Genomic DNA, 20,548 nt, shown 5'->3' with positions numbered 1-20,548 from the left:
GCGGTCGGGAGGGGCATCTCGTCGGAGGGGGTCGGGGGCCGGGGCCCCGGCGACGGCGTGCCGGGGCCGGTCGCCGGCAGGGGCGGGCGCGGGTGCGAGGTGGTCGGTGGCGACCTACCGTCGAGGGCAACCCCGACCCTGGAGGACCGCATGGAGACGCCCGCCGCCCGCCCGTTCGCCGTCGTCACCGGAGCCTCGAGCGGCATCGGCCTGGAGATCGCCGAGGACCTCGCCGGCCGCGGCTTCGACCTGCTCGTCACGGCCGAGGACGGGGCCCTGGCGCTCGCGGCCGACGGCCTCGCCGCGACCGGTGCGGCCGTGAAGCCCCACACCGCGGACCTGACGACGGCGGCCGGCGTCGAGAGCCTCGTCGCGGCGGTGCAGGGCGTGGGCCGGCCCGTCGACGCCCTCGTGCTCAACGCGGGCGCGGCGGCGGGCGGGGCCTTCCTCGACCGTCCGCTCCAGGACCAGCTCGCGACGATCCGCCTCGACGTCGAGGCCAACGTCCGGCTCGCGCACGCGCTCCTGCCGGCGATGGTCGAGCGGGGCACGGGCCGCGTGCTCGTGACGAGCTCGGTGGCGGCGCTGCAGCCCGGGCCCTACTACGCCACGTACGCGGCGTCGAAGGCCTTCGTGCAGTCGTTCTTCACGGCGCTGCGCGACGAGCTGTCCGAGACGGGCGTGACCGTCACGACGCTGCTGCCCGGACCGACGGACACGGACTTCTTCGAGAGCGCCGACCTGGAGACGAGCCGCGCGGGGCAGAGCGGCAAGGACGACCCCGCGAAGGTCGCCCGCGAGGGCGTCGACGCCATGCTCGCCGGCGAGGCCGAGCACGAGGTCCGCAGCCTGCGGACGAAGATGCAGACGGCGATGGCGGCCGTGCTGCCCGACGCCGCCAAGGCGAAGGTCCACGGGGCCGCCGTCGAGCCCGGCAAGGCCTGACCGGCACGCCCGGCAGGTCCGGCACGCCCGAGGCCTGCCGGCGCCGAGGCGCGCCGGGCCGTCAGCCCGCCGGCTCGGCCAGCAGCCGCGCGAGCGCGGTGACGGTCCGCCAGTTCCGGGTGGTGCCGGTGGCGCGGCCGCGGCTCCCCCGCGCGAGCTCCGCGGCCAGGACGCTGCGGCCGAGGCCCTGCGGCGTGCGCAGGTAGACGTGCGGGCCGACGACGGTGGCCGCGTCGGGGCTGCCCTTGGCCCGGGCGCGCTCCAGGGCCGCGGCGACGAGGGCTGCGCGGTCGGCCCCGCCGACCCGGTCGCGGTCGACGGTGACGTGCAGGTGCGTCGGGTCCTGCTCGTCGGGGTAGGGGTTGTCCGCGACGACCCGGTCGAGCTCGGCCCGGGTGAGGACCACGACGGCGGGATGCACCTGGGTGCGCGCGGCCAGGGCGGCCTCGAGCCGGTCCGCCAGGGCGTCCGTCCCGTCGGCCGCCTCCGCGTCCGGGACGGCCATGGCGACGTTCCCGCTCTGGACGTAGGTCGCGACCTCGCCCCAGCCGAGCCCCTCGACGAGCCGCCGCAGGTCCGCCATGGGCAGGCGGCCGTGGCCGCCCACGTTGATGCCGCGCAGCAGCGCGACGTGGGTGCGCGTCATGCCGGCCCCTGGCCCGCCCGCACCCGGTCGAGGAGCAGGAGCGCGATGTCCGTGACCTCGGGCACCCAGACCACCGGCCGCGTCCCGGCACCGGGGCTCGCGGTGCCGGTGGCCGAGCGCAGGGACGGCGCCGCCCCCGCGGGCGCCGCGGCGGTCGGCGCGTCCCCGGCGGCCGCCGCCCGGGCGTTGGCCGCGACCCCGTCGGCGAGCATCACCGTGCAGTAGGGGCAGGCCGTGGCGACCACGTCCGCGCCCGTGGCCATCGCCTCAGCCGCCCGGACGGTGCCGATGCGCGCGCCGGTGCTCTCCTCCATCCACATCCGCGCCCCGCCGGCGCCGCAGCAGAAGGACGTGCTGCCCGAGCGCGGCATCTCGGCGATGCGGACGTCGGGCAGTGCCGCCAGCAGCTCGCGCGGCGGGGTGTAGACCCCGTTGTGCCGGCCCAGGTAGCAGGGGTCGTGGTAGGTCACGGTCGTCCCCGGGGCCGTCGCCGCACCCTCCGCGCCAGCCCCGCCGTCCGCGCCGCCGGCCCCGGGCGGCGCCGGCACCAGCCGCCCCTCCGCGACGAGGCGCCCGAGCAGCTCCGTGTGGTGCAGCACCTCGAACCGGCCGCCGAGCTGCGGGTACTCCCGCGCGATGGTGTTGAAGCAGTGCGCGCACGTGACGACGACGCGCTGCGCCCCCGCCTCCGTGAGCGTCTCGACGTTCTGCGCGGCGAGCGTCTGGAAGAGCAGCTCGTTGCCCGAGCGGCGGGCCGGGTCTCCCGTGCACGTCTCCCCGTCCCCCAGCACGGCGAAGGTGACGCCGGCCGTGTGGAGCAGCTCGGCGACCGCGCGCGTGGTGCGCTTCGCGCGGTCCTCGTAGGCGCCGGCGCAGCCGACCCAGAAGAGGTACTCCACGTCGGCGGCGCTCTCCACGTCCGCGCCGACGACGGGCACGTCGAACGGCAGGTCCTTCGCCCACGCCAGGCGCTGCCGCGCCGGCAGGCCCCAGGGGTTGCCCTGCCGCTCGAGCTTCGTGAACGTCTGCCCGAGCTCCTTCGGGAACGCCGACTCCATGAGCACCTGGTAGCGCCGCAGGTCCACGATCGTGTCGACGTGCTCGATGTCCACCGGGCACTGCTGCACGCACGCGCCGCAGGTGGTGCACGCCCACAGCACCTCGGGCGGGATGACGTCGGGCACGAGGTCGAGCCCCGCGTGCGCCGCGGCCGCGGTGGCACCCGTCCCCGTGCCGTCCTCGCCCTCCGCACCCCCGCCCGCCGCCCGCGCCGCCGCGAGGTAGGGGGCGGTCGCGACCGCGTGGTCGCGGAGCGCGGTGACCAGCAGCTTCGGGCTCAGGGGCTTGCCGGTCGCCCATGCGGGGCACTGGTCCTGGCAGCGCCCGCACTCCGTGCAGGTCGTGACGTCGAGCAGCGCCTTCCACGGCAGGTCCTCGACGGCCCCGGCCCCGAGCCGCGCGTCGTCGGGCAGGCTCTCGAGCGCCGAGAGGTCCAGCGGCGCACCGTCCGGCCCCCGCAGCGGCGGGAGCGGGCCGAGCGCCGGCGACCCGTCGGGCTCCCGGCGCGCGTACACGTTGAGCACCGCGAGGAACCGGTGCCACGCGACCCCCCACGTCGGCCGCAGCCCCACGGCGACGAACCACGCCATCGACACGAGGATCTTCACGGTCGCGACGAGGAGCACCGCCGTGCCCAGGGCCTGCGTCGACGCCCCGGCCCACAGCGACCCGAGCCACCCGGTGAGGGGGAAGTGGACCCACGTGGCCACGGCGGGGTCGAGCGTCCGCGCGAGGGCGTTCTCGAGCCCCCGCAGCACGATCACGGCCGCGACGACGACGAGGACCGTCGCCTCCACGACGTACGCCGCCCGTGCGTCGGACCCGAAGAACCGCGACCGCCGGCGAGCGGCCTCGTCCTGGCCGGCGCGGGGCTGCACCCGCAGCCGCACCACGACGAGCAGGACGATCCCGGCCAGCCCCGCCCACGCGAACGCCTCCGTCAGCCACTCCAGCGGCACGAGGTGCCCGACGAGCGGCAGCCCGTACGTGGGGTCGACGAGCTGCCCGTACCCCGTGAGGAGCGTGAGGACGAGCAGGGGGAACGAGAGCATGACCGCCCAGTGCGCCGCGGCGACCCCGGGCCGCCCCCCGAACCGCCCGTGGCCGAGCACCTCGCGCGCGAGCGTCGCCAGCCGCGGGCCGACGGGCCGCAGCCGGCCCGGGAGCGGGGCGCCCGCCCGCACGGTGCGCGCCAGGGCCGCCGCGCCGCGGAGGAACACCGCCACCCCGGCGACGGTCGCGACCGTGACGAGGACCACGCAGACCACCCGCAGAGCGCTCACGGGCCCACCGTAGGGCCGCCCGCCGACACCGCGGCAGGTCCTCCCGCCCGGGCCGCACCCCGGGGCGCTTGATACCCTGAGGGAGTTCCCTTGACCCCGGCCTGACCGTCGGGAGTCACCGCTCCCCGTGCCGCGCCGCCCCACCGGCGGCGCCCGGCGCCACGACCGACCGGACGACGTGCCGGGCCCCCGCCCGGCGCGACCGAACCGGTGGACGACGCCGTGCCCGCGCCCGAGCACGGCGCGGACACCTCGCCGCCCCCGGTGCGGCCGACCGCCACCCGCCCCCCACCAGGACGGAGCCCGGACGCGTGCTGATGCTGCTCGCCGTGCACCTGGCCGCAGCCCTCGTCGCGCCCGCGCTCGTCGGCCGTCTCGGCCGACGGGCCTTCGCGCTCCTCTCCCTCGTCCCCGCGGCCGGCGCCGCGTGGGCCCTCGCGCAGACGGCCCGGGTGCGGGCGGGCGACGGCCCGGTCGAGCTCGTCGCGTGGGTGCCCTCGCTCCACCTCGAGCTCGCCTTCCGCCTCGACACGCTGTCCTGGCTCATGACGGTCGTCGTCGGCGGCGTGGGGGCCCTCGTCCTCGTGTACTGCTCGGGCTACTTCACGTCGTCGGCGTCCGGCCTCGGCCGCTTCGCCGGCGTGTTCCTCGCCTTCGCCGGCTCCATGCTCGGGCTCGTCACCGCCGACGACCTCCTGCTCGTGTTCGTCTTCTGGGAGCTCACGACCGTCACGTCGTACCTGCTCATCGGCCACTACGCGGACCGCAAGGCGAGCCGGCGCGCGGCCATGCAGGCCATCGTCATCACCACGGCCGGCGGCCTGGCGATGCTCGTCGGGCTGGTGATCCTCGGGGAGCAGGCGGGCACCTACCGGCTCTCGGAGGTGGTGGCGGACCCGCCGCCCGCCGGCCCCGGGCTCACCGCCGCCATCGCGTGCCTCCTGCTGGGCGCCGTGACGAAGTCCGCGCTCGTGCCCGTGCACTTCTGGCTGCCCGCCGCCATGGCGGCCCCGACCCCCGTCAGCGCCTACCTGCACGCCGCCGCGATGGTGAAGGCGGGCGTGTACCTCGTCGCGCGGTTCGCCCCCGCGTTCGCGTCCGACCCCCTGTGGCGCTGGACCGTCGGGGTGCTCGGCTCGGGCGCGCTGCTGCTCGGGGGCTGGCGCGCGCTGCGCCAGCACGACCTCAAGCTCGTCCTCGCCTTCGGCACGGTGAGCCAGCTCGGCCTGCTCGTGCTCCTCGTCGGGCTCGGGACGCAGGCCACCGCGCTCGCGGGCGTCGCGCTGCTCGGCGCGCACGCGATGTTCAAGGCCTCGCTGTTCCTCGTGACGGGCGCGGTCGACGCCGCCACGGGCACCCGTGACCTGCGGCGCCTGTCGGGGGTGGGCCGGCGCCTGCCCTGGACCGCGCTGGCGGGCGGGCTCGCGACCGCCTCCATGATCGGGCTGCCGCCGTTCGCCGGGTACGTCGCCAAGGAGGCCGGCCTGGAGGCGCTGCTGCACCTCGGCCAGGGCTGGGCGGGGCCCGTGCTGCTCGTCGTCGTCGCGGCGGGCTCCGCGCTCACCGTCGCGTACGGCCTGCGCTTCTGGTGGGGCGCGTTCGCGACGAAGCCCGTGGTCGCCGAGGGCACGCCGGCCGGCGACCCGCCGGCGGGACGCGCGACCGGCGCCGCCCCCGCGGACGTCAGCACGCCGTCCCTCACCCTCCTGTGGCCGGCGCTCGTGCTCGCGGTGCTCGGCCTGGCGGCGGCCCTGCTGCCCTCCCTGGGCGAGGACCTCCTGGCGCCCTACGCGGCCACGCTGCCGGCGGGGGAGCCGGGGCACCTCGTGCTCTGGGCGGGCCTCACCCCCGCCCTCGGGGTCACCGCGCTCGTGCTCGCCACGGGCGTGGCGCTCTTCTGGTGGCGCGGCCCGTTCGAGGTCCTCCAGCGCCGCGTCTCGCGCGGCCCGGACGCCGACGCCGTCTACCGCCGCTCCATGCGCCGGCTCGACGACCTCGCGGCCGACGTCACCGCCCTCACCCAGCGCGGGTCGCTGCCCGTCTACCTGGGCCTCGTGCTGCTCGTGTTCGTCGGGGGGACGGGCACGGCCCTCGTCGCGGGGACGTCGCTGCCCGAGCGCGTCCGGCCCTGGGACACCCCGGCGCAGCTGGCGTTCGGCGCGGCGGCCGTGGTCGCGGCGGTGCTCGTCGTCCGCGCCCGCCGGCGGCTCAAGGCCGTCGTGCTCCTGGGCGTCAGCGGGTACGCGGTCGCGGGGCTGTTCCTGCTGCACGGCGCCCCCGACCTCGCGCTCACCCAGGTGCTCGTCGAGACGGTCACGCTCGTCGTCTTCGTGCTCGTGCTGCGCCGCCTGCCGCCGTACTTCTCCGACCGGCCGCTGGTCGCGACCCGGTGGGTGCGTCTCCTCATCGGCGTCGCGACGGGCCTCGTCGTCGCCGGGGTGGCCCTCGTCGCGCCGAGCGCCCGCGTGCACGCGCCGGTCTCCGAGCCGTTCGCGGAGGAGGCGTACGAGTTCGGCGGCGGCAAGAACGTCGTCAACGTGACCCTCGTCGACATCCGCGCCTGGGACACGGTGGGCGAGATCTCCGTGCTCCTGGTGGCGGCCACCGGCGTCGCCTCCCTCGTCTTCCTCCGCCGGCGCTCGGGCCAGATCTTCCGGGCCGACGAGGCGCCCGCGGACCGCGCGGTCTGGGGCGGGGCGCCCGACCCCATGGCGGCGCTGCGGCGCTCCGACGCCCGCCCGGCGCAGGCGCCCGGCGCCCCCGCGCGACCGGAGTGGCTGCGGGCGGTCCGCACCCTCGCCCCGCAGCGGCGGTCGGTGATCTTCGAGGTCGTGGTGCGGCTGCTCTTCCACACCATGGTCCTGTACGCGCTGTTCCTGCTGTTCAGCGGGCACAACGCGCCCGGCGGCGGGTTCGCGGCGGGCCTCGTGGTCGGCACGGCGCTCGTCGTGCGGTACCTCGCGGGCGGCCGGTACGAGCTCGGGGAGGCCGCGCCCGTGCAGCCCGGCGCGCTCCTGGGCCTGGGCCTCTTCCTCTCGGCCGGGGTGGGCCTGGGCGCCATGGCCGCGGGCGGGACCGTGCTCCAGTCGTGGATCCTCGAGACCCGTCTGCCGCTGCTCGGCGACGTCAAGCTCGTCACGAGCCTGCTCTTCGACGTCGGCGTGTTCCTCGTCGTCGTCGGGCTCGTCCTCGACGTGCTGCGCAGCCTCGGCGCCGAGCTCGACCGCCGGGCGGAGTCGGGCGAGGACGAGGTCGGCGACGGCTCCAGCGCCGTGGGCGCCATCGGGTCCTTCCCCGGCGCCGCCGCGGACGACGGCGACGACGACACCTCGCCCCGGGGCTCCACCGAGGGCACCGGCACGCCGGACCCGGACGTGGACGCCCGCCGCCACGCGGGCTCGCACGCCCAGGTCGCGCGCCCGGACCGGGGCGAGCCCGTCGCCTCCGGCGAGGAGGTGCGGCCGTGATCGACATGAGCCCGAACGTCGTCCTCGTCGTGGTCGTCGGGGTGCTCGTCGCGTGCGGCGTGTACCTGCTCCTCGAGCGCAGCCTCACGCGCGTGCTCGTGGGGACCGTGCTGCTCGGCAACGCGGTGAACCTGCTCGTCCTCGTGGCGGGCGGGGCCGCGGGCCGGCCGCCGATCACCGGCCTGAGGCCGGAGGGCGTGACGAGCGACCCCCTGCCGCAGGCCATGGTCCTCACCGCGATCGTCATCACGCTCGCGCTCACGGCGTTCCTGCTGGCCATGGCCTACCGCTCGTGGCAGCTGCACCGTCACGACGAGGTGCAGGACGACGTCGAGGACCGCCGCATCGCCCGCCTCGCGGCCATCGACGAACGCGCGTTCACCGACACGGACACGGAGGCGGGGGGCCGGACCCTCGCCGAGGAGGCGGCGGAGACGCACGACGAGACCGAGAGGGGGCAGCCGTGACGGACTGGGCCTGGCTCGTCCCGCTCCCCGTGCTCCTGCCGCTGGCCGGCGCCGGGCTCACGCTGGCGCTCTACCGCCGGCCCCGCATCCAGCGGGTGGTCAGCGTGGCCGTGCTCGCGGTCGTGCTCGTCGTCAGCGCGGCGCTCGTCGTGCTGGCCGACGACGGCCCGCTCGTCGTCGACATCGGCGGCTGGGCCGCGCCCGTGGGCATCGACCTGGTCGCGGACCGGCTCGCCGCGCTCATGCTGGCCGTGTCGAGCGCGGTCACCCTCTGCGTCCTCGTCTACTCCCTCGCCCAGGGCCAGACGGAGGGCGAGGAGTCCGCGCCCGTCTCCATCTACCACCCGACGTACCTCGTCCTGGCGGCGGGCGTGGCCGACGCGTTCCTCTCCGGCGACCTGTTCAACCTCTACGTCGGCTTCGAGATCCTGCTCGTGGCTTCGTACGTGCTCATCACGCTGTCGGGCTCGGCCGAGCGGATCCGCGCCGGCACGGTCTACGTCGTCGTGGCGCTGCTGTCGTCCGTGCTGTTCCTCGTCGCGATCGGCGGCGTCTACGCGGCGACCGGCACGGTGAACATGGCCCAGCTCGCGCTGCGCCTGCCCGAGGTCGACCCCGGCGTGCGCCTCGTGCTCCAGGTCATGCTCATCACCGCCTTCGCCATCAAGGCCGCCGTGTTCCCCCTGTCGGCGTGGCTGCCCGACTCCTACCCGACGGCGCCCGCGCCCGTCACGGCGGTGTTCGCGGGCCTGCTGACGAAGGTCGGCGTCTACGCGATCATCCGCACCCAGTCGCTGCTGTTCCCGGAGGGGCGGCTCGACGACGTGCTGCTGTGGGCCGCGCTGGCGACGATGGTCGTCGGCATCCTCGGCGCGGTCGCCCAGGACGACGTCAAACGGCTGCTGTCGTTCACCCTCGTCAGCCACATCGGCTACATGGTGTTCGGCATCGCCCTGGCGTCCGACGGCGGCTGGACGGCCGCGGTCTACTACGTGGTCCACCACATCACCGTGCAGACGGCGCTGTTCCTCGTCGTCGGGCTCGTGGAGCGCGTCGGCGGCACCACCTCGCTCGACCGGCTCGGCGGGCTCGCCCGCATCGCCCCCGTGCTCGCGGTGCTGTTCTTCGTGCCGGCGATGAACCTCGCCGGCATCCCGCCGCTGTCGGGCTTCCTCGGCAAGCTCGGCCTCCTCCAGGCCGGCGTGCAGGACGGGTCGTGGCTGGCGTGGACCCTCGTCGTCGGGTCGGTCGTGACCTCGCTGCTCACGCTCTACGCCCTCGTCAAGGCGTGGAACAAGGCCTTCTGGCAGACGCCCCCGCAGGAGGTGGCGCCGCAGCGGCTCCCGCTGGGGATGGTCGGGCCGGCGGCGGCGCTCGTCGTGCTCGGGCTCGGGCTCACGGTCGCGGCGGGCCCGCTCTTCGCCTACACCGAGCGCGCGGCCGTCGCCCTGCAGGACCGCGCGCGCTACGTCGAGGCGGTGCTGCCCGACGGCCTGCGCGGCACCGGCGAGTCCGTCGACGTGGCGACCGAGGGGACGGACGGATGAGCCTGCACCCGCGCCGGCGCTGGCGCCCGCAGTGGTGGACGGTCGGCTGGCTGACCGCGGTCTGGGTGGTCCTGTGGGGCGACCTGTCGGTCGCGAACGTCCTGGCCGGGGCCGTCCTCGGGCTGGCCGTCACGAGCGGCCTGCGGATGGGGCCGGTGCTCTTCCACGGCCGCGTCCGGCCGCTGGGCGTGCTGCGCCTGCTCGGCCGGTTCGTCGTCGACCTCGTGCGGGCCAGCGTGGAGGTCTCGCTCCTGGCGCTGCGCCCCGGGCGCCTCCCGAGCAGCGCCGTCATCGGGGTGCAGCTGCGCTCGCACTCCGACCTGTACCTCACGCTGACCGCGGAGCTGTGCTCGCTCGTGCCCGGCTCGGTCGTGGTCGAGGCGCACCGGCTCACGGGCCGGCTCTACCTGCACGTCCTCGACGTGCCGACCTCCGGGGGCATCGAGGCCGCGCGGCGCCACGTGCTGGACCAGGAGGAGCGGGTGCTGCGGGCGTTCGCGTCCGACGACGAGCTGCGCGCCGCCGGGCTGGAGCCGCGCGGGACGGGGGTGGCGGCGTGACCGTCGTCGTGGTGGTCTGCTCGGTGCTGCTCGTCGTGGCGGCGGCGCTGACCCTCGTGCGCCTGGAGCGCGGCCCGTCGATGCTCGACCGGACCGTGGCCCTCGACATCCTCGTGACGGTGCTCGTCGCGGGGGTGGCGCTCTACGCCGCGGTCGAGCGGCGCACGGACGTGGTGCCCGTGCTCGTCGCGCTCTCGCTCGTGGGCTTCGTCGGCTCGACGACGATCGCCCGGTTCGCCTACCTCGAGCCCGAGGGCGAGGGCCGCGTCCGCTCCCGCGAGGAGGTCCGGGCCGAGGAGGAGGAGCGCCGGCGCCGGGAGGCGGCCGAGCTCGAGGCGCACCGGGCCGCGGTGCGCGAGGCGGTCCGGGCGGCCGAGGCGGGCCGGGGGGAGGCCGGCCACCCGCCGGTGGGCGAGGAGCACGGCGGCGGCGCGGAGGGGGAGGTCCGGTGAGCGGGTCCGTGTGGGGGACGGTCGCCGACGTGCTGTCCGGCCTGTGCTTCCTGGCCGGGGCGCTGCTCGCGCTCACGGCGGGCGTCGGCGTGGTGCGGTTCCCCAACCTGCTGGCCCGCATGCACGCCGGGACGAAGCCCCAGACGCTCGGGCTCGTGCTCGTGCTGCTCGGCCTCGCGCTGCGGCTGCGGACCGGCGGCGCCGTGTGGGCGCTGCTGCTCGTCGTGGTGTTCCAGATGCTGACCGCGCCCGTCGCGGCGCACCTCATCGGCCGCGCGGGCTACCGGACGGGCAAGGTCGGCCAGCACGCGCTCGTCGTCGACGAGCTCACCGCCGACCTCGAGCGGGCGGACCGCGCCGAGCGCGACGCCCCCTGAGGCCGGCGGGCCGGCCCGGCACCCGCCCGCGCCTCGAGGCAGGTGCTCCGCGCTCGGGACGCGCGCGCCGCGGACACCCGTCGCGCGCGCAGGACCGGTCCCGGCGCGCGGCCGGTGCCCCGGGCCCCGACGCGCGCGGCGGGTCAGCGCTTCGGCAGCGGCGGGCGGTTGGTGTTGACGCGGTGCACGAGGCGGGCGGTGCCGCGGGCGGCGAGCGCGCGCGAGACGTAGGCGACCGCGCCCGTGATCGCCGCGGCGATCGCGACCTCGCCGAACCGGATGTCCTCGTCCTTCGTCGCCGGGTCGGGCAGGTCGTGCCCCGTCGCCCGGCGCCACACCAGGTGCAGCACCTTCTGCCCGACCCACGCGGCGCCGAGCGCCGTCGCCATGCCGAGCACCTTCGCGAGGGTCGACTCGCGCTCGTCGTCCGCCACCGGCGCACCTCCTGGTCGTCACGCTGCTGAGGGGAGCGCCCTGGTCCGGGCGCCCCGCGTCAACCTAGCCGGGCCGCCCCGGCTATGCTCACCCGCGAACGACAGGGGAGCGTCGCAGGCCCCGGGCACCGGCCCGGACGCCGAGGACGCTGAGAGTGCGGACCACCGCAGACCCTCGAACCTGATCCGGGTGATACCGGCGTAGGGAGTCGGGCTTCTCAGCTCCCGTGGTCGTCGCCGCCCACGGGCGCGCCGGTCCCCGGCGCGGCGCCGGGCGGCGGCGGGCGCGGGGTCCCCTCCTGCACCACGAGGAGGAGCACGGGTGACCACCCGCCGCGGCGCGCGCCGCACCACAGGCACGACCGGCACCACCAGCACCGCGACCACCGCGGGCGCCCTCGCGCTCGCCCTCGCCCTGACGGGCTGCTCGGCGATCGGCGGCGGCACGGCCGACCCCGGCGCGGGCGGCACGCCGTCGGGCAGCGGCGGTACGGGGCAGGGCGGCACCGTCACGCTCGTCACGCACGACTCGTTCGTGCTCTCCGACGGCCTGCTCGAGGGCTTCACGGAGCGCACGGGCATCGCCGTGGAGGTGGTCCAGCAGGGCGACGCCGGGTCGCTGACGAACGGCCTCGTCCTCACGGCCGACGCACCCCTCGGCGACCTCGTCTACGGCGTCGACAACACCTTCGCCTCCCGGGCGCTCGCGGCGGACGTGCTGCGGCCCGTCGAGCTCACCGCTCCGGCGGCGGAGGACGCGCGGGCCTACGCGGTCGAGGGGGACGAGGCCGGGGCGCTCACCGCGATCGACTACTCCGACGTCTGCGTCAACGTCGACCGCGCCTGGTTCGCCGGGCGCGGGCTCGCCGAGCCGACGACGCTCGAGGACCTCACGCGGCCGGAGTACCGCGACCTCACGGTCGTGCCGAGCGCGGTGACGTCCTCCCCGGGGCTGGCCTTCCTGCTCGCGACCGTCGGAGCGTTCGGCGAGGACGGCTGGCAGGGCTACTGGCAGCGCCTCGTCGACAACGGGCTCCAGGTGGACGCCTCCTGGTCCGACGCCTACGCCACCACCTTCAGCGGCGGGGGCGGCGGCGGCCCGCGGCCGATCGTGCTGTCCTACGCCTCGTCGCCCCCCTTCACGGTCCCGGAGGGCGGCACGGAGCCGACCACCGCGGCGCTCCTGGACACCTGCTTCCGCCAGGTCGAGTACGCGGGCGTGCTGGCGGGGGCGCAGAACCCCGAGGGCGCGACGCAGCTGCTCGACTTCCTCCTGTCCGACGAGGTGCAGGCCGACGTGCCCGGGTCCATGTACGTCTACCCGGTGAGCACGTCGGTGACGCTGCCCGAGGAGTGGGCACGCTGGGCGCCGCTGGCGACGGAGCCGTTCGCGGTGCCGGCCGCGGACGTGGAGGCCCACCGCGAGGAGTGGCTGCGCACCTGGCAGGACGTGGTCACGGGATGACGACGCGGACGACGACGCGGACGACGACGGCATGACGACGACGGCACCGCCCGTGCGCCCGGCCCGGCCCCCGGCACGCCCTGCGCGCCCGGCGCGCCCGGGCCGGGGTGCCGGGCCGCGGCCGTCCGCCGCGGCCGTGCTGGGCTGGACGCTGGCCGTCCTCGTCCCGCTGGGCTTCCTGGCCGCCGCCTTCGTCGCGCCGCTCGTCGCGACGGTGGCCCGGGGGTTCGTGCCCGACGGGCGCGTCGACCTCTCGGGGCTCGCCGACGTCCTCGGGCGGTCGCGGACCTGGCGCGTGGTCGGGCAGACGCTGACCCAGGCCGGGCTCGCGACGGTGGTCGCGGTGGTGCTCGGCGTCCCCGGCGCCTACGTCCTCCACCGGCTGAGCTTCCCCGGGCGTCGCCTCGTCCGCGCCCTCGTCACGGTGCCGTTCGTGCTGCCCACGGTCGTCGTCGGCGTCGCGTTCCGGTCGCTGCTCGTCGAGGGCGGGCCGCTGGGTGGCCTCGGCTGGGACGGCAGCCTCGCCGGGATCGTCGCGGCGCTCGTCTTCTTCAACTACGCGGTCGTGGTGCGCGCGGTCGGCGGGCTCTGGGAGGGCCTGGACCCCCGGATGGAGGGCGCCGCGCGCTCGCTCGGCGCGTCGCCGCTGCGGGTCCTGCTCACCGTGACCCTCCCCGCGCTGGCGCCGGCGATCGCTTCGGCCGCCTCCCTCGTGTTCCTCTTCTGCGCGACGAGCTTCGGCACCGTCCTCGTGCTCGGGGGCCTGCGCTACGGCACCGTCGAGACGGAGATCTGGGTGCTGACCACCCAGCTGCTCGACCTGCGCGCGGCGGCGGTCCTGTCCGTGGTGCAGCTCGTCATCGTCGCGGCGGCGCTGACCGTCGCCGGGCGGATGCGCGCCCGGCGGGAGCGGGCCCTGGCCTGGCGCCCGGCGCACGACACGGCGCGGCCCCTGCGCCTGCGGCGCCCGGCGGGGACGGCGCCCGGTGACGGCCACGCCCTGGACCTCGCGGCGGCGGCCGTCACGGCGCTCGTCGTGCTGGCGATCGCGACGCCGCTGGTCAACCTCGTGGTCCGCTCGCTGCGCGTCGGCGGCGGGTGGGGCCTGGACCACTACCGCGCGCTGGGCGTCCGCTCGCCGGGGCTGCCCGTCACGGCCCTGGAGGCGGCGGCGACGTCGCTGCGGGCCGCGCTCGACGCGACGGTCCTGGCGCTCGTCGTCGGGACGCTGCTGGCGCTGGTGCTCTCCCGCCGGCCCCGGGGTGCCCCGGGGCGGCGCGCCGTGGCCGCGCTCGACGCGGTCGTCACCCTGCCGCTGGGCGTCTCCGCCGTGACGGTGGGGCTCGGCCTGCTGCTCGTGCTGCACCGCCCCCTCGGGCTCGACGTCGACCTGCGCACGAGCCCGCTGCTCGTGCCGGTGGCGCAGGCGGTCGTCGCCGTGCCGCTCGTCGTGCGGACCGTGCTGCCCGTGCTGCGGGCGGTCGACCCCCGGCTGCGGGAGGTCGCGGGGACGCTCGGCGCGGCGCCGGGCCGGGTGCTCGCATCCGTCGACGCCGCGCTCGCGGCGCGCGCGGGGGGCCTCGCCGTCGGCTTCGCGTTCGCCGCGTCCCTGGGGGAGTTCGGGGCGACGGCGTTCCTCGCGCAGCCCGCCGCCCCGACGCTGCCCGTGGTCGTCGCGCGGCTCGTCGGGCGGCCGGGCGCGGACAGCCTGGGCCAGGCGCTGGCGGCCTCGGTGCTGCTGGCGGTGGTGACGGCGCTCGTCGTGGGCGCGCTCGAGCGGCTCCGCGCCCCCGGCACGGCGCAGGACTGGTGAGGGGACGGGTGGCGCAGGACATGCACGGGACGACGAGGACGGGCCGGCCGGGCACGGGCACGACGACCGGGGCGGGTCCGACGGGCGCGTCCGGCGCGCGGGCCGCGGCGCCCGCGGGTCAGGTCGGACCCGCGGCCGACGAGGGGCACGGCGGGCGGGGGCTCGTCGTCGACGACGTGCGGGTCGTCTACGGCGGCGGCGCCGGGGCGCACCCCGCCGTCGACGGCGTCTCCCTCGAGGTGGAGGGCGGGGTGCTCGCGCTCCTCGGGCCGTCGGGCTGCGGGAAGTCCTCCCTGCTGCGCGCGGTGGCGGGCCTGGAGCCGCTCGCGGGCGGGGACGTGCGGTGGGACGGCCGCTCCGTGGTGCCCGTACCGGTCCACCGCCGCGGCTTCGGCCTGCTGTTCCAGGACGGGCAGCTCTTCCCCCACCGGGACGTCGCGGGCAACGTCGCCTACGGGCTGCCGCGCCGGGGACCGGGCGCCCTCGACGCCCGGGCCCGGACGGCGCGCGTGGCGGAGCTGCTCGAGCTCGTCGGGCTGCCCGGCACGGGGCCGCGCGCCGTCGCCACCCTGTCCGGCGGGGAGCGCCAGCGGGTCGCGCTCGCCCGGGCGCTGGCCCCCCGGCCGCGGCTCCTGCTGCTCGACGAGCCGCTGTCCGCCCTGGACCGGGCGCTGCGCGAGCGGCTCGCCGAGGACCTGCGGACGGTGCTGGGGGCGACGGGGACCACCGCGGTGCTCGTCACCCACGACCAGGACGAGGCGGCCGCCGTGGGCGACCGGGTCGCGGTCATGCGCGCCGGCCGCCTGGTGCAGGTGGACACCCCGGACCGCCTGTGGCGGGCGCCGGCGGACGCGGCGACGGCCCTGTTCCTCGGCTTCGAGGCGGTCGTCGCGCCCCACGACCCGGCGGCGCCGGCCCTGCGCGCGGCGGCCGGCGGCGCCCTCGACGGTCCGGCCGGGGGCACGGCGCCGTCGCCGGCGCCGTCTTCGTCGCCGTCGCTGGCGCTCGCGCCGGGCGCGCTCGTCGTGGCCGGCCCCGGCGAGCGCGCGGCGCTGCACGGGCGGGTCGAGCGGGTGCGCGGCCGGCGCGGGCGGACGGAGGCGGTCGTCGTCGTCGCCGGGCTCGGGCCCCTGACCGTCCGGGTGCCCGGGGCGGCCGACGCCGCGGCGTCCCCCGGGCGCGACGTCGGTCTGCACGTGGACCCCGCCGGGGTGGCCGTGGTCGGCGGCGGGACGGTCTGACCCGACGGGGGCGCCGTCCGTCCGGCCGCGTCATGCGTCCCCGGCGGCGTCCCGTCCGGTCCCCGCGACCTCGATGTCCCCGACGTCCCCGTCGTGCTCGTCGTGCTCGTCGGGCTCGTCGAGCACGAGCTGCCACTCCCCGCTCGCCGCGGCGGGGCGGAAGCCCAGCGCCACGTTGATGGCGAGCATGGGCCCGTTCTCCTCGGCGTTCCACGTGCCGATGCGGCGGACGTGGGGCCGGGCCGCCGGCAGGGCCAGCAGCTGCGCGGTCTTCACGAGCATCCCCAGCCGCCGCCCCCGGTGCTCCCCGAGCACGAGCGTGTCCTCCTGCTCGGCCACGGGCGCGTCGTGACGGGTCGTGATCTCCGTGAACGCGACGAGGTGCCCGGTCGCCACGTGCTCCGCGGCGACGGTCCGCAGCGACCGCCCCGCCCGTGCCAGGCGCTCCTCGGCGCGGCGCACCCGGGCCGGGTCCCAGCGCTCCTCCTCCAGCAGGAACCCCGCGCTCGGGTCGTCGGTGCTCATGCGCGTGAACAGGGCGGCCAGGTCCTCGAGCCAGCGGTCGGGGGCGGGCCCGTCCCAGGCGTGGACGCGGTAGGCCTCGCCCGCGACCGCCGCGGCCTGCGCGTGGAGCCCCTCGACGTGGCCCGCCGGCGCCGGCAGGTCGAGCGCCGAGTAGCGGGCCACCTGCTCCAGCCCGTACCCGTGGCGCACCGCGAAGCGCACACCCGCGGCGTCCGCCCGCACCCGACCCGTCCCGCTGAGGGCCCCGAGCGTGCCGGGGCCCGGCGCGGGTTCGTCGCGGTGGTCCGTCGACGCCATGAGCACGGTCCGGCCCGCCGCACGCAGCCGCTCGACGAGCGCCCCGTGCAGGGCGGTGCCCAGGCCGCGTCCGCGGGCCGCCGGCCGCACGCCCACGGCGACGGCCGCGACGCGCGTGTTGTCCCGCAGCGGCAGGTCGGCCGTCGCGTAGCCCAGCACGCGCGCGGGGTCGGGCGTCGGGTCGTCCGCGCCGCCCGCCACGGCGAGCAGGCGGACGCGGGCGAGGGTCGCGTCGTCGCGCGTGCGCGCGAGGGTCTCGGTCAGGGAGGGGGCGTAGTCGTCGAACCCGACCTCGTCCCGGACCACCTCGCCCTGGGCGTCCGTCAGGCCGCGCGCGCGCCAGCCGTCGGGACCGTCCGCGGCGTCGACGGGCCCGAGGGCGGCGAGGTGCCAGTCCCTCGCCACCCCGGGGCGCGACGGTGGACCCGCCGGGACGGGCGCGGCGGCGGACGGGGGAGCGGTGGCGGGCACCCGTCCAGCGTGCTCCCGCCGCCGCCGCGCGTCACGGGAATTGCGGCCGCCGGACCTCCCGGCACAGCGCGCGGTGCCGCGGTCCGCGGACGCGACCCCTCGCGCCCCCGCCGTGGCCCGCCCTAGAGTTCGGACGTCCGAACTCTTCCGCGGAGGTGCGCATGGCGACGCTGCGCGACGTGACGCCGCCGCCCGGGGGCGGCCCCCGGCCCGGCCCTGGCGGCGGCGCGGGCCGGGGCGCCCGCTCCGTCCCCGTGCTGCTCGGCCCGGCCTTCGTCGCCGCGGTGGCCTACGTCGACCCCGGCAACGTCGCCGCCAACGTCACGGCGGGCGCCCGCTACGGCTACCTCCTGCTCTGGGTCCTCGTCGCCGCGAACCTCATGGCCGTCCTCATCCAGTTCCAGTCGGCGAAGGTCGGGCTCGTGACGGGCCGCTCGCTGCCGGAGCTCGTCGGGGAGCGGCTGCGGCCGGCCGCGCGTCGCGCCTACTGGCTCCAGGCCGAGCTCGTCGCCGCCGCCACGGACATCGCGGAGGTCGTCGGCGGCGCCCTCGCCCTGCACCTGCTGTTCGGGCTGCCGCTCGCGCTGGGCGGGCTCGTCGTCGGGGCGGTGTCCCTGGCGCTGCTCCTCACCCAGGACCGCTACGGCGCGCGCCGCTTCGAGCAGCTCGTCGTGGCACTCCTCGTCGTCATCACCGTGGGCTTCTGCCTCGGGCTCCTCGTCGCCCCGCCCGACGGCGGCGCGGTCGTCGAGGGGCTGCTGCCCCGGTTCGCCGGGTCCGACTCCGTGCTGCTGGCGGCGAGCATGCTCGGCGCCACCGTCATGCCCCACGCCATCTACGCCCACTCGGCCCTCGTCCGGGACCGGCACGGCCGCGCTCCGGAGGGGGAGGGCCGGCGCCTGCTGCTGCGCGCGACGCGGTGGGACGTCGGCCTCGCGCTCGCGGTGGCGGGCGTGGTGAACGTGGCCCTCCTGCTCCTGGCGGCCTCGGGCCTGCGGGGCCAGGAGGGCACGGACTCCATCGACGGCGCGCACGCGGCCATCACGGAGGCCCTCGGCCCCGCCGTGGGCGTGGCGTTCGCGGTCGGGCTGCTCGCGTCCGGCCTGGCGTCGACCTCCGTCGGCGCCTACGCGGGGGCGACGATCATGGCCGGCCTGCTGCGCCTGCGGGTGCCGCTGCTCACGCGGCGGCTCGTCACGCTCGTGCCCGCGATCGTGCTGCTCGCCGTCGGGGCGGACCCCACGTGGACGCTCGTCGTCAGCCAGGTCGTGCTCAGCTTCGGCATCCCCTTCGTCCTCGTGCCCCTCGTGGCGCTCGGGCGGGACCGGCGCCTCATGGGTGCCGACCGGACGGGGCCGCGTGTGCACGCCCTGCTCGTGCTGATCGCGGTGCTCGTCGTGGCGCTGAACCTCGTGCTGCTCGTGCTGCTGGCGACGGGCTGACGCGCTGCCCCACCGCCACCCCGAGGAGGACGAGCACCAGCCCGAGGCCCTGCCGCGCCGAGAGCGCCTCGCCGGCCAGCAGCGTGCCGAGCAGCACCCCGGTCACCGGGTTGAGCAGCCCGACGAGGCCGACCGCGTCCGCGCGCAGGTGCCGCAGGCCGGAGAACCACGCGACGAACGCGACCGCCGTCCCGACCACGGACAGCCAGACGAACCCGAGGACCGCCGGCCCGTCGAGCGCCGGCGGCGCGCCCTCGACGAGGACCGCCGCGACGCCGAGCGTCGCCCCGCCCGCGAGGAGCTGCCAGGCCGTCGAGGCGACGACGTCCGTGCCGGCCGCCCACCGCGTCGCGAGCGCGTAGCCGACGGAGGAGACGCCGAGCGCGGCGACGGAGGCCAGCACGCCGCGCACGTCGACGCCGCCGACCGCGGTGAGCAGCAGGAGCGCCACGCCGACGAGGCCCAGGCCCGCCCCGGCGACGGCACGCGGCCGGGGACGCTGGCCCAGCAGCGCCCACGCCGCGAGGGCGAGCACCACGGGGGACAGCGCCATGACGGTCGAGGCGACCGAGGTCGGCAGGAGCTGCGCCGAGAGGTAGACGAGGGCGAAGAACCCGCCGGTCGTGAGCGTGCCGAGGACGAGCGAGCGCCACCACTGCGCACCGCGCGGGAGGCGGCGGGCGACGAGGAGCAGGAGCAGCCCGGCCGGCAGCGCCCGCAGCGTGCCGCCCCAGAGCGGGTGGTCGGCGGGCAGGACCTGGCGCGTGACGAGGTAGGTCGACCCCCACGCCACAGGCGCGACGGCGGTCACCAGGGTCCACCGCAGGGCCGAGCGGGGCGTCGTCGAGATGGCTTCCATGGAAGCCATCTAACTTCCGTGGAAGGTACTGTGTCCAGCATGGGGACGACGGAGCACGGGCACGGGGGCGGCCGGGCGGACGCCGAGGACCGGGTGGACGCGATCCAGCAGGCGTGGGCGCGCGAGCGGCCCGACGTCGACGTCCGGCCGCAGGGCGTCCTCGGCCGGCTGCACCGGCTGGCGGGGCGGCTGACCGAGGAGCTCGCGGCCGTCTACCGGCAGCACGGCCTGTCCGAGGGCGACTTCGACGTGCTCGCCACGCTGCGCCGTGCCGGGCCGCCGTACGAGCGGGCGCCCGGCGAGCTGGCGGCGCACACGATGGTGACGACGGGCGCGACGACGAAGCGCCTCGACCGGCTCGAGGCGGCCGGTCTCGTCGTGCGGCGCGGCGGCGAGGGCGACGGGCGGCGTCGCGTCGTCGCCCTCACGCCGGCGGGCACGGCGCTCGTCGACCGGGCCTTCACCGACCACATGGCCAACGAGCGCCGCCTGCTGGACCTGCTGGGCGACGAGGCCGACGCGGCCGCGCTCGAGGCCCTGCTGCGGCGGTGGCTGCGGGCCCTCGACGCGGACTGAGCCCGACCGACCCGGGCCGCCGCCGGGCGTCAGCCCTGCGGTGCCCCGCCGATGTTCACCATCCAGTGGTGGCCGAACCGGTCGGTGCACATGCCGAAGGTGTCGCCCCACGGCGCCTCCGTGAGCGGCTCGTCGACGGTGCCGCCGTCCACCAGCCCCTCCCACCAGGCCTTGAGCTTCTCGGCGTCGTCCGGGCCGCCGGACAGCGACAGGCTGATGGACGACCCCGCGTCCAGCGGCATGGAGTCGGGGGCGTCCGAGGCCATGAGCACGGGGCGGCCGTCGACGTCGAGCTGCCCGTGCATGATCTTGTCGGCTTCGGCCGGCTCGTGCGGCATGCCGCCCTCGGCGAAGGTCGACAGCGTGAGCTCCCCGCCGAAGACCGTCGCGTAGTGCTCGAGGGCCGCACGCGCGTCGCCGCGGAAGCCCAGGTACGGGTTGAGGCTGATGGCCACGGTGTCTCCTCTGCGTCGCCGGGCGCCGCCGTGGCGCCCGAGCCCTACCGACCGCGCCGAGCGGCCGGAGTCATCGGGTCGGCGGCGCCGCCGCCCGGCGCCTCGCCCGGTCCGGCGCCGGCGGCGCGGCGCGCGGTCGTGCGGCGGGGACCGACCGGGCCGACGCC

The 20,548-nt window shown here is 77.5% G+C and carries 18 protein-coding genes and 1 riboswitch; of the genes, 12 read left to right on the top strand and 6 right to left on the bottom strand.

Features of this window, described 5'->3' with window-relative positions; all coding sequences use genetic code 11:
- Positions 1 to 150: 150 nt before the first annotated feature.
- Positions 151 to 945, top strand: coding sequence for an SDR family NAD(P)-dependent oxidoreductase (locus EJA20_RS14445; protein ID WP_129339204.1), 795 nt, complete (start codon positions 151 to 153; stop codon positions 943 to 945).
- 61 nt (positions 946 to 1,006) lie between these two features.
- On the opposite strand, the gene EJA20_RS14440 is transcribed toward EJA20_RS14445, so the two are convergent.
- Entirely contained in the window at positions 1,007 to 1,591 is a 585-nt protein-coding gene (locus EJA20_RS14440) for a DUF1697 domain-containing protein (protein ID WP_129339203.1), read from the bottom strand.
- Positions 1,588 to 3,933 (bottom strand): (Fe-S)-binding protein, encoded by a 2,346-nt coding sequence (locus EJA20_RS14435; protein ID WP_129339202.1) that lies wholly within the window; start codon positions 3,931 to 3,933, stop codon positions 1,588 to 1,590. Before EJA20_RS14435 ends, EJA20_RS14440 begins: the two co-directional genes overlap by 4 nt.
- A gap of 311 nt (positions 3,934 to 4,244) precedes the next feature.
- Here EJA20_RS14435 and EJA20_RS14430 point away from each other — a divergent pair, with 311 nt between their 5' ends.
- From EJA20_RS14430 to mnhG, 6 genes are read left to right on the top strand one after another with little or no spacing between them, the layout of a single operon-like run.
- Positions 4,245 to 7,400: a Na+/H+ antiporter subunit A gene (locus EJA20_RS14430; protein WP_129339201.1), complete on the top strand. Its 3,156-nt coding sequence runs from the start codon at positions 4,245 to 4,247 to the stop codon at positions 7,398 to 7,400.
- A gap of 5 nt (positions 7,401 to 7,405) precedes the next feature.
- On the top strand, positions 7,406 to 7,867 hold the full coding sequence (locus EJA20_RS14425) for a Na(+)/H(+) antiporter subunit C (protein WP_129339206.1): 462 nt from the start codon (positions 7,406 to 7,408) through the stop codon (positions 7,865 to 7,867).
- A complete protein-coding gene (locus EJA20_RS14420) occupies positions 7,864 to 9,414 on the top strand; it encodes a Na+/H+ antiporter subunit D (RefSeq protein WP_129339200.1) in 1,551 nt (516 codons plus the stop codon). Before EJA20_RS14425 ends, EJA20_RS14420 begins: the two co-directional genes overlap by 4 nt.
- Positions 9,411 to 9,974, top strand: coding sequence for a Na+/H+ antiporter subunit E (locus tag EJA20_RS14415; protein ID WP_129339199.1), 564 nt, complete (start codon positions 9,411 to 9,413; stop codon positions 9,972 to 9,974). Before EJA20_RS14420 ends, EJA20_RS14415 begins: the two co-directional genes overlap by 4 nt.
- Positions 9,971 to 10,426: an MrpF/PhaF family protein gene (locus EJA20_RS14410; RefSeq protein ID WP_129339198.1), complete on the top strand. Its 456-nt coding sequence runs from the start codon at positions 9,971 to 9,973 to the stop codon at positions 10,424 to 10,426. The genes EJA20_RS14415 and EJA20_RS14410 overlap by 4 nt, the downstream gene beginning before the upstream one ends.
- A complete protein-coding gene (gene mnhG, locus EJA20_RS14405) occupies positions 10,423 to 10,803 on the top strand; it encodes a monovalent cation/H(+) antiporter subunit G (RefSeq protein ID WP_129339196.1) in 381 nt (126 codons plus the stop codon). Before EJA20_RS14410 ends, mnhG begins: the two co-directional genes overlap by 4 nt.
- Before the next feature lie 143 nt (positions 10,804 to 10,946).
- Here the strand turns inward: mnhG and EJA20_RS14400 are convergent, their stop codons facing one another.
- Complete coding sequence (locus EJA20_RS14400) at positions 10,947 to 11,237, bottom strand: DUF4235 domain-containing protein (RefSeq protein WP_129339194.1); 291 nt, start codon at positions 11,235 to 11,237, stop codon at positions 10,947 to 10,949.
- A 93-nt stretch (positions 11,238 to 11,330) separates the two neighbouring features.
- A riboswitch (TPP riboswitch) is annotated at positions 11,331 to 11,462 on the top strand.
- Positions 11,463 to 11,559: 97 nt separating this feature from the next.
- Here EJA20_RS14400 and EJA20_RS14395 point away from each other — a divergent pair.
- Genes EJA20_RS14395 through EJA20_RS14385 form a run of 3 tightly spaced genes read left to right on the top strand, consistent with a single transcriptional unit; the run spans position 11,560 to position 15,756 of the window.
- Positions 11,560 to 12,702, top strand: a complete 1,143-nt coding sequence (locus EJA20_RS14395) for a thiamine ABC transporter substrate-binding protein (RefSeq protein ID WP_129339192.1) — start codon at positions 11,560 to 11,562, stop codon at positions 12,700 to 12,702.
- A 31-nt stretch (positions 12,703 to 12,733) separates the two neighbouring features.
- A complete protein-coding gene (locus EJA20_RS14390) occupies positions 12,734 to 14,515 on the top strand; it encodes an ABC transporter permease (protein WP_129339190.1) in 1,782 nt (593 codons plus the stop codon).
- Positions 14,516 to 14,523: 8 nt separating this feature from the next.
- Entirely contained in the window at positions 14,524 to 15,756 is a 1,233-nt protein-coding gene (locus EJA20_RS14385) for an ABC transporter ATP-binding protein (RefSeq protein WP_240675519.1), read from the top strand.
- A gap of 30 nt (positions 15,757 to 15,786) precedes the next feature.
- Here the strand turns inward: EJA20_RS14385 and EJA20_RS14380 are convergent, their stop codons facing one another.
- Positions 15,787 to 17,049 (bottom strand): GNAT family N-acetyltransferase, encoded by a 1,263-nt coding sequence (locus EJA20_RS14380; RefSeq protein ID WP_129339188.1) that lies wholly within the window; start codon positions 17,047 to 17,049, stop codon positions 15,787 to 15,789.
- Between the two features lie 161 nt (positions 17,050 to 17,210).
- Here EJA20_RS14380 and EJA20_RS14375 point away from each other — a divergent pair, with 161 nt between their 5' ends.
- Positions 17,211 to 18,491 (top strand): Nramp family divalent metal transporter, encoded by a 1,281-nt coding sequence (locus EJA20_RS14375; protein ID WP_129339186.1) that lies wholly within the window; start codon positions 17,211 to 17,213, stop codon positions 18,489 to 18,491.
- Here the strand turns inward: EJA20_RS14375 and EJA20_RS14370 are convergent.
- Complete coding sequence (locus EJA20_RS14370) at positions 18,382 to 19,359, bottom strand: DMT family transporter (RefSeq protein WP_129339184.1); 978 nt, start codon at positions 19,357 to 19,359, stop codon at positions 18,382 to 18,384. The two genes, EJA20_RS14375 and EJA20_RS14370, sit on opposite strands and share 110 nt — an antisense overlap.
- 30 nt (positions 19,360 to 19,389) lie before the next feature.
- On the opposite strand from EJA20_RS14370, the gene EJA20_RS14365 reads away from it, so the two are divergent.
- Positions 19,390 to 19,926 carry a MarR family winged helix-turn-helix transcriptional regulator gene (locus EJA20_RS14365; RefSeq protein WP_129339182.1) on the top strand — a complete coding sequence of 179 codons (537 nt, stop codon included), beginning with the start codon at positions 19,390 to 19,392 and terminating at the stop codon, positions 19,924 to 19,926.
- Positions 19,927 to 19,955: 29 nt separating this feature from the next.
- On the opposite strand, the gene EJA20_RS14360 is transcribed toward EJA20_RS14365, so the two are convergent.
- A complete protein-coding gene (locus EJA20_RS14360) occupies positions 19,956 to 20,381 on the bottom strand; it encodes a VOC family protein (RefSeq protein ID WP_129339180.1) in 426 nt (141 codons plus the stop codon).
- Positions 20,382 to 20,548 lie beyond the last annotated feature (167 nt).

The organism is Cellulomonas endophytica (assembly GCF_004123805.1).
In the GTDB taxonomy this organism is placed as follows: domain Bacteria; phylum Actinomycetota; class Actinomycetes; order Actinomycetales; family Cellulomonadaceae; genus Cellulomonas; species Cellulomonas endophytica.
The sequence above is the reverse complement of the archived record's forward strand: the minus strand, read 5'-3'. Positions and strand labels throughout refer to the sequence as shown.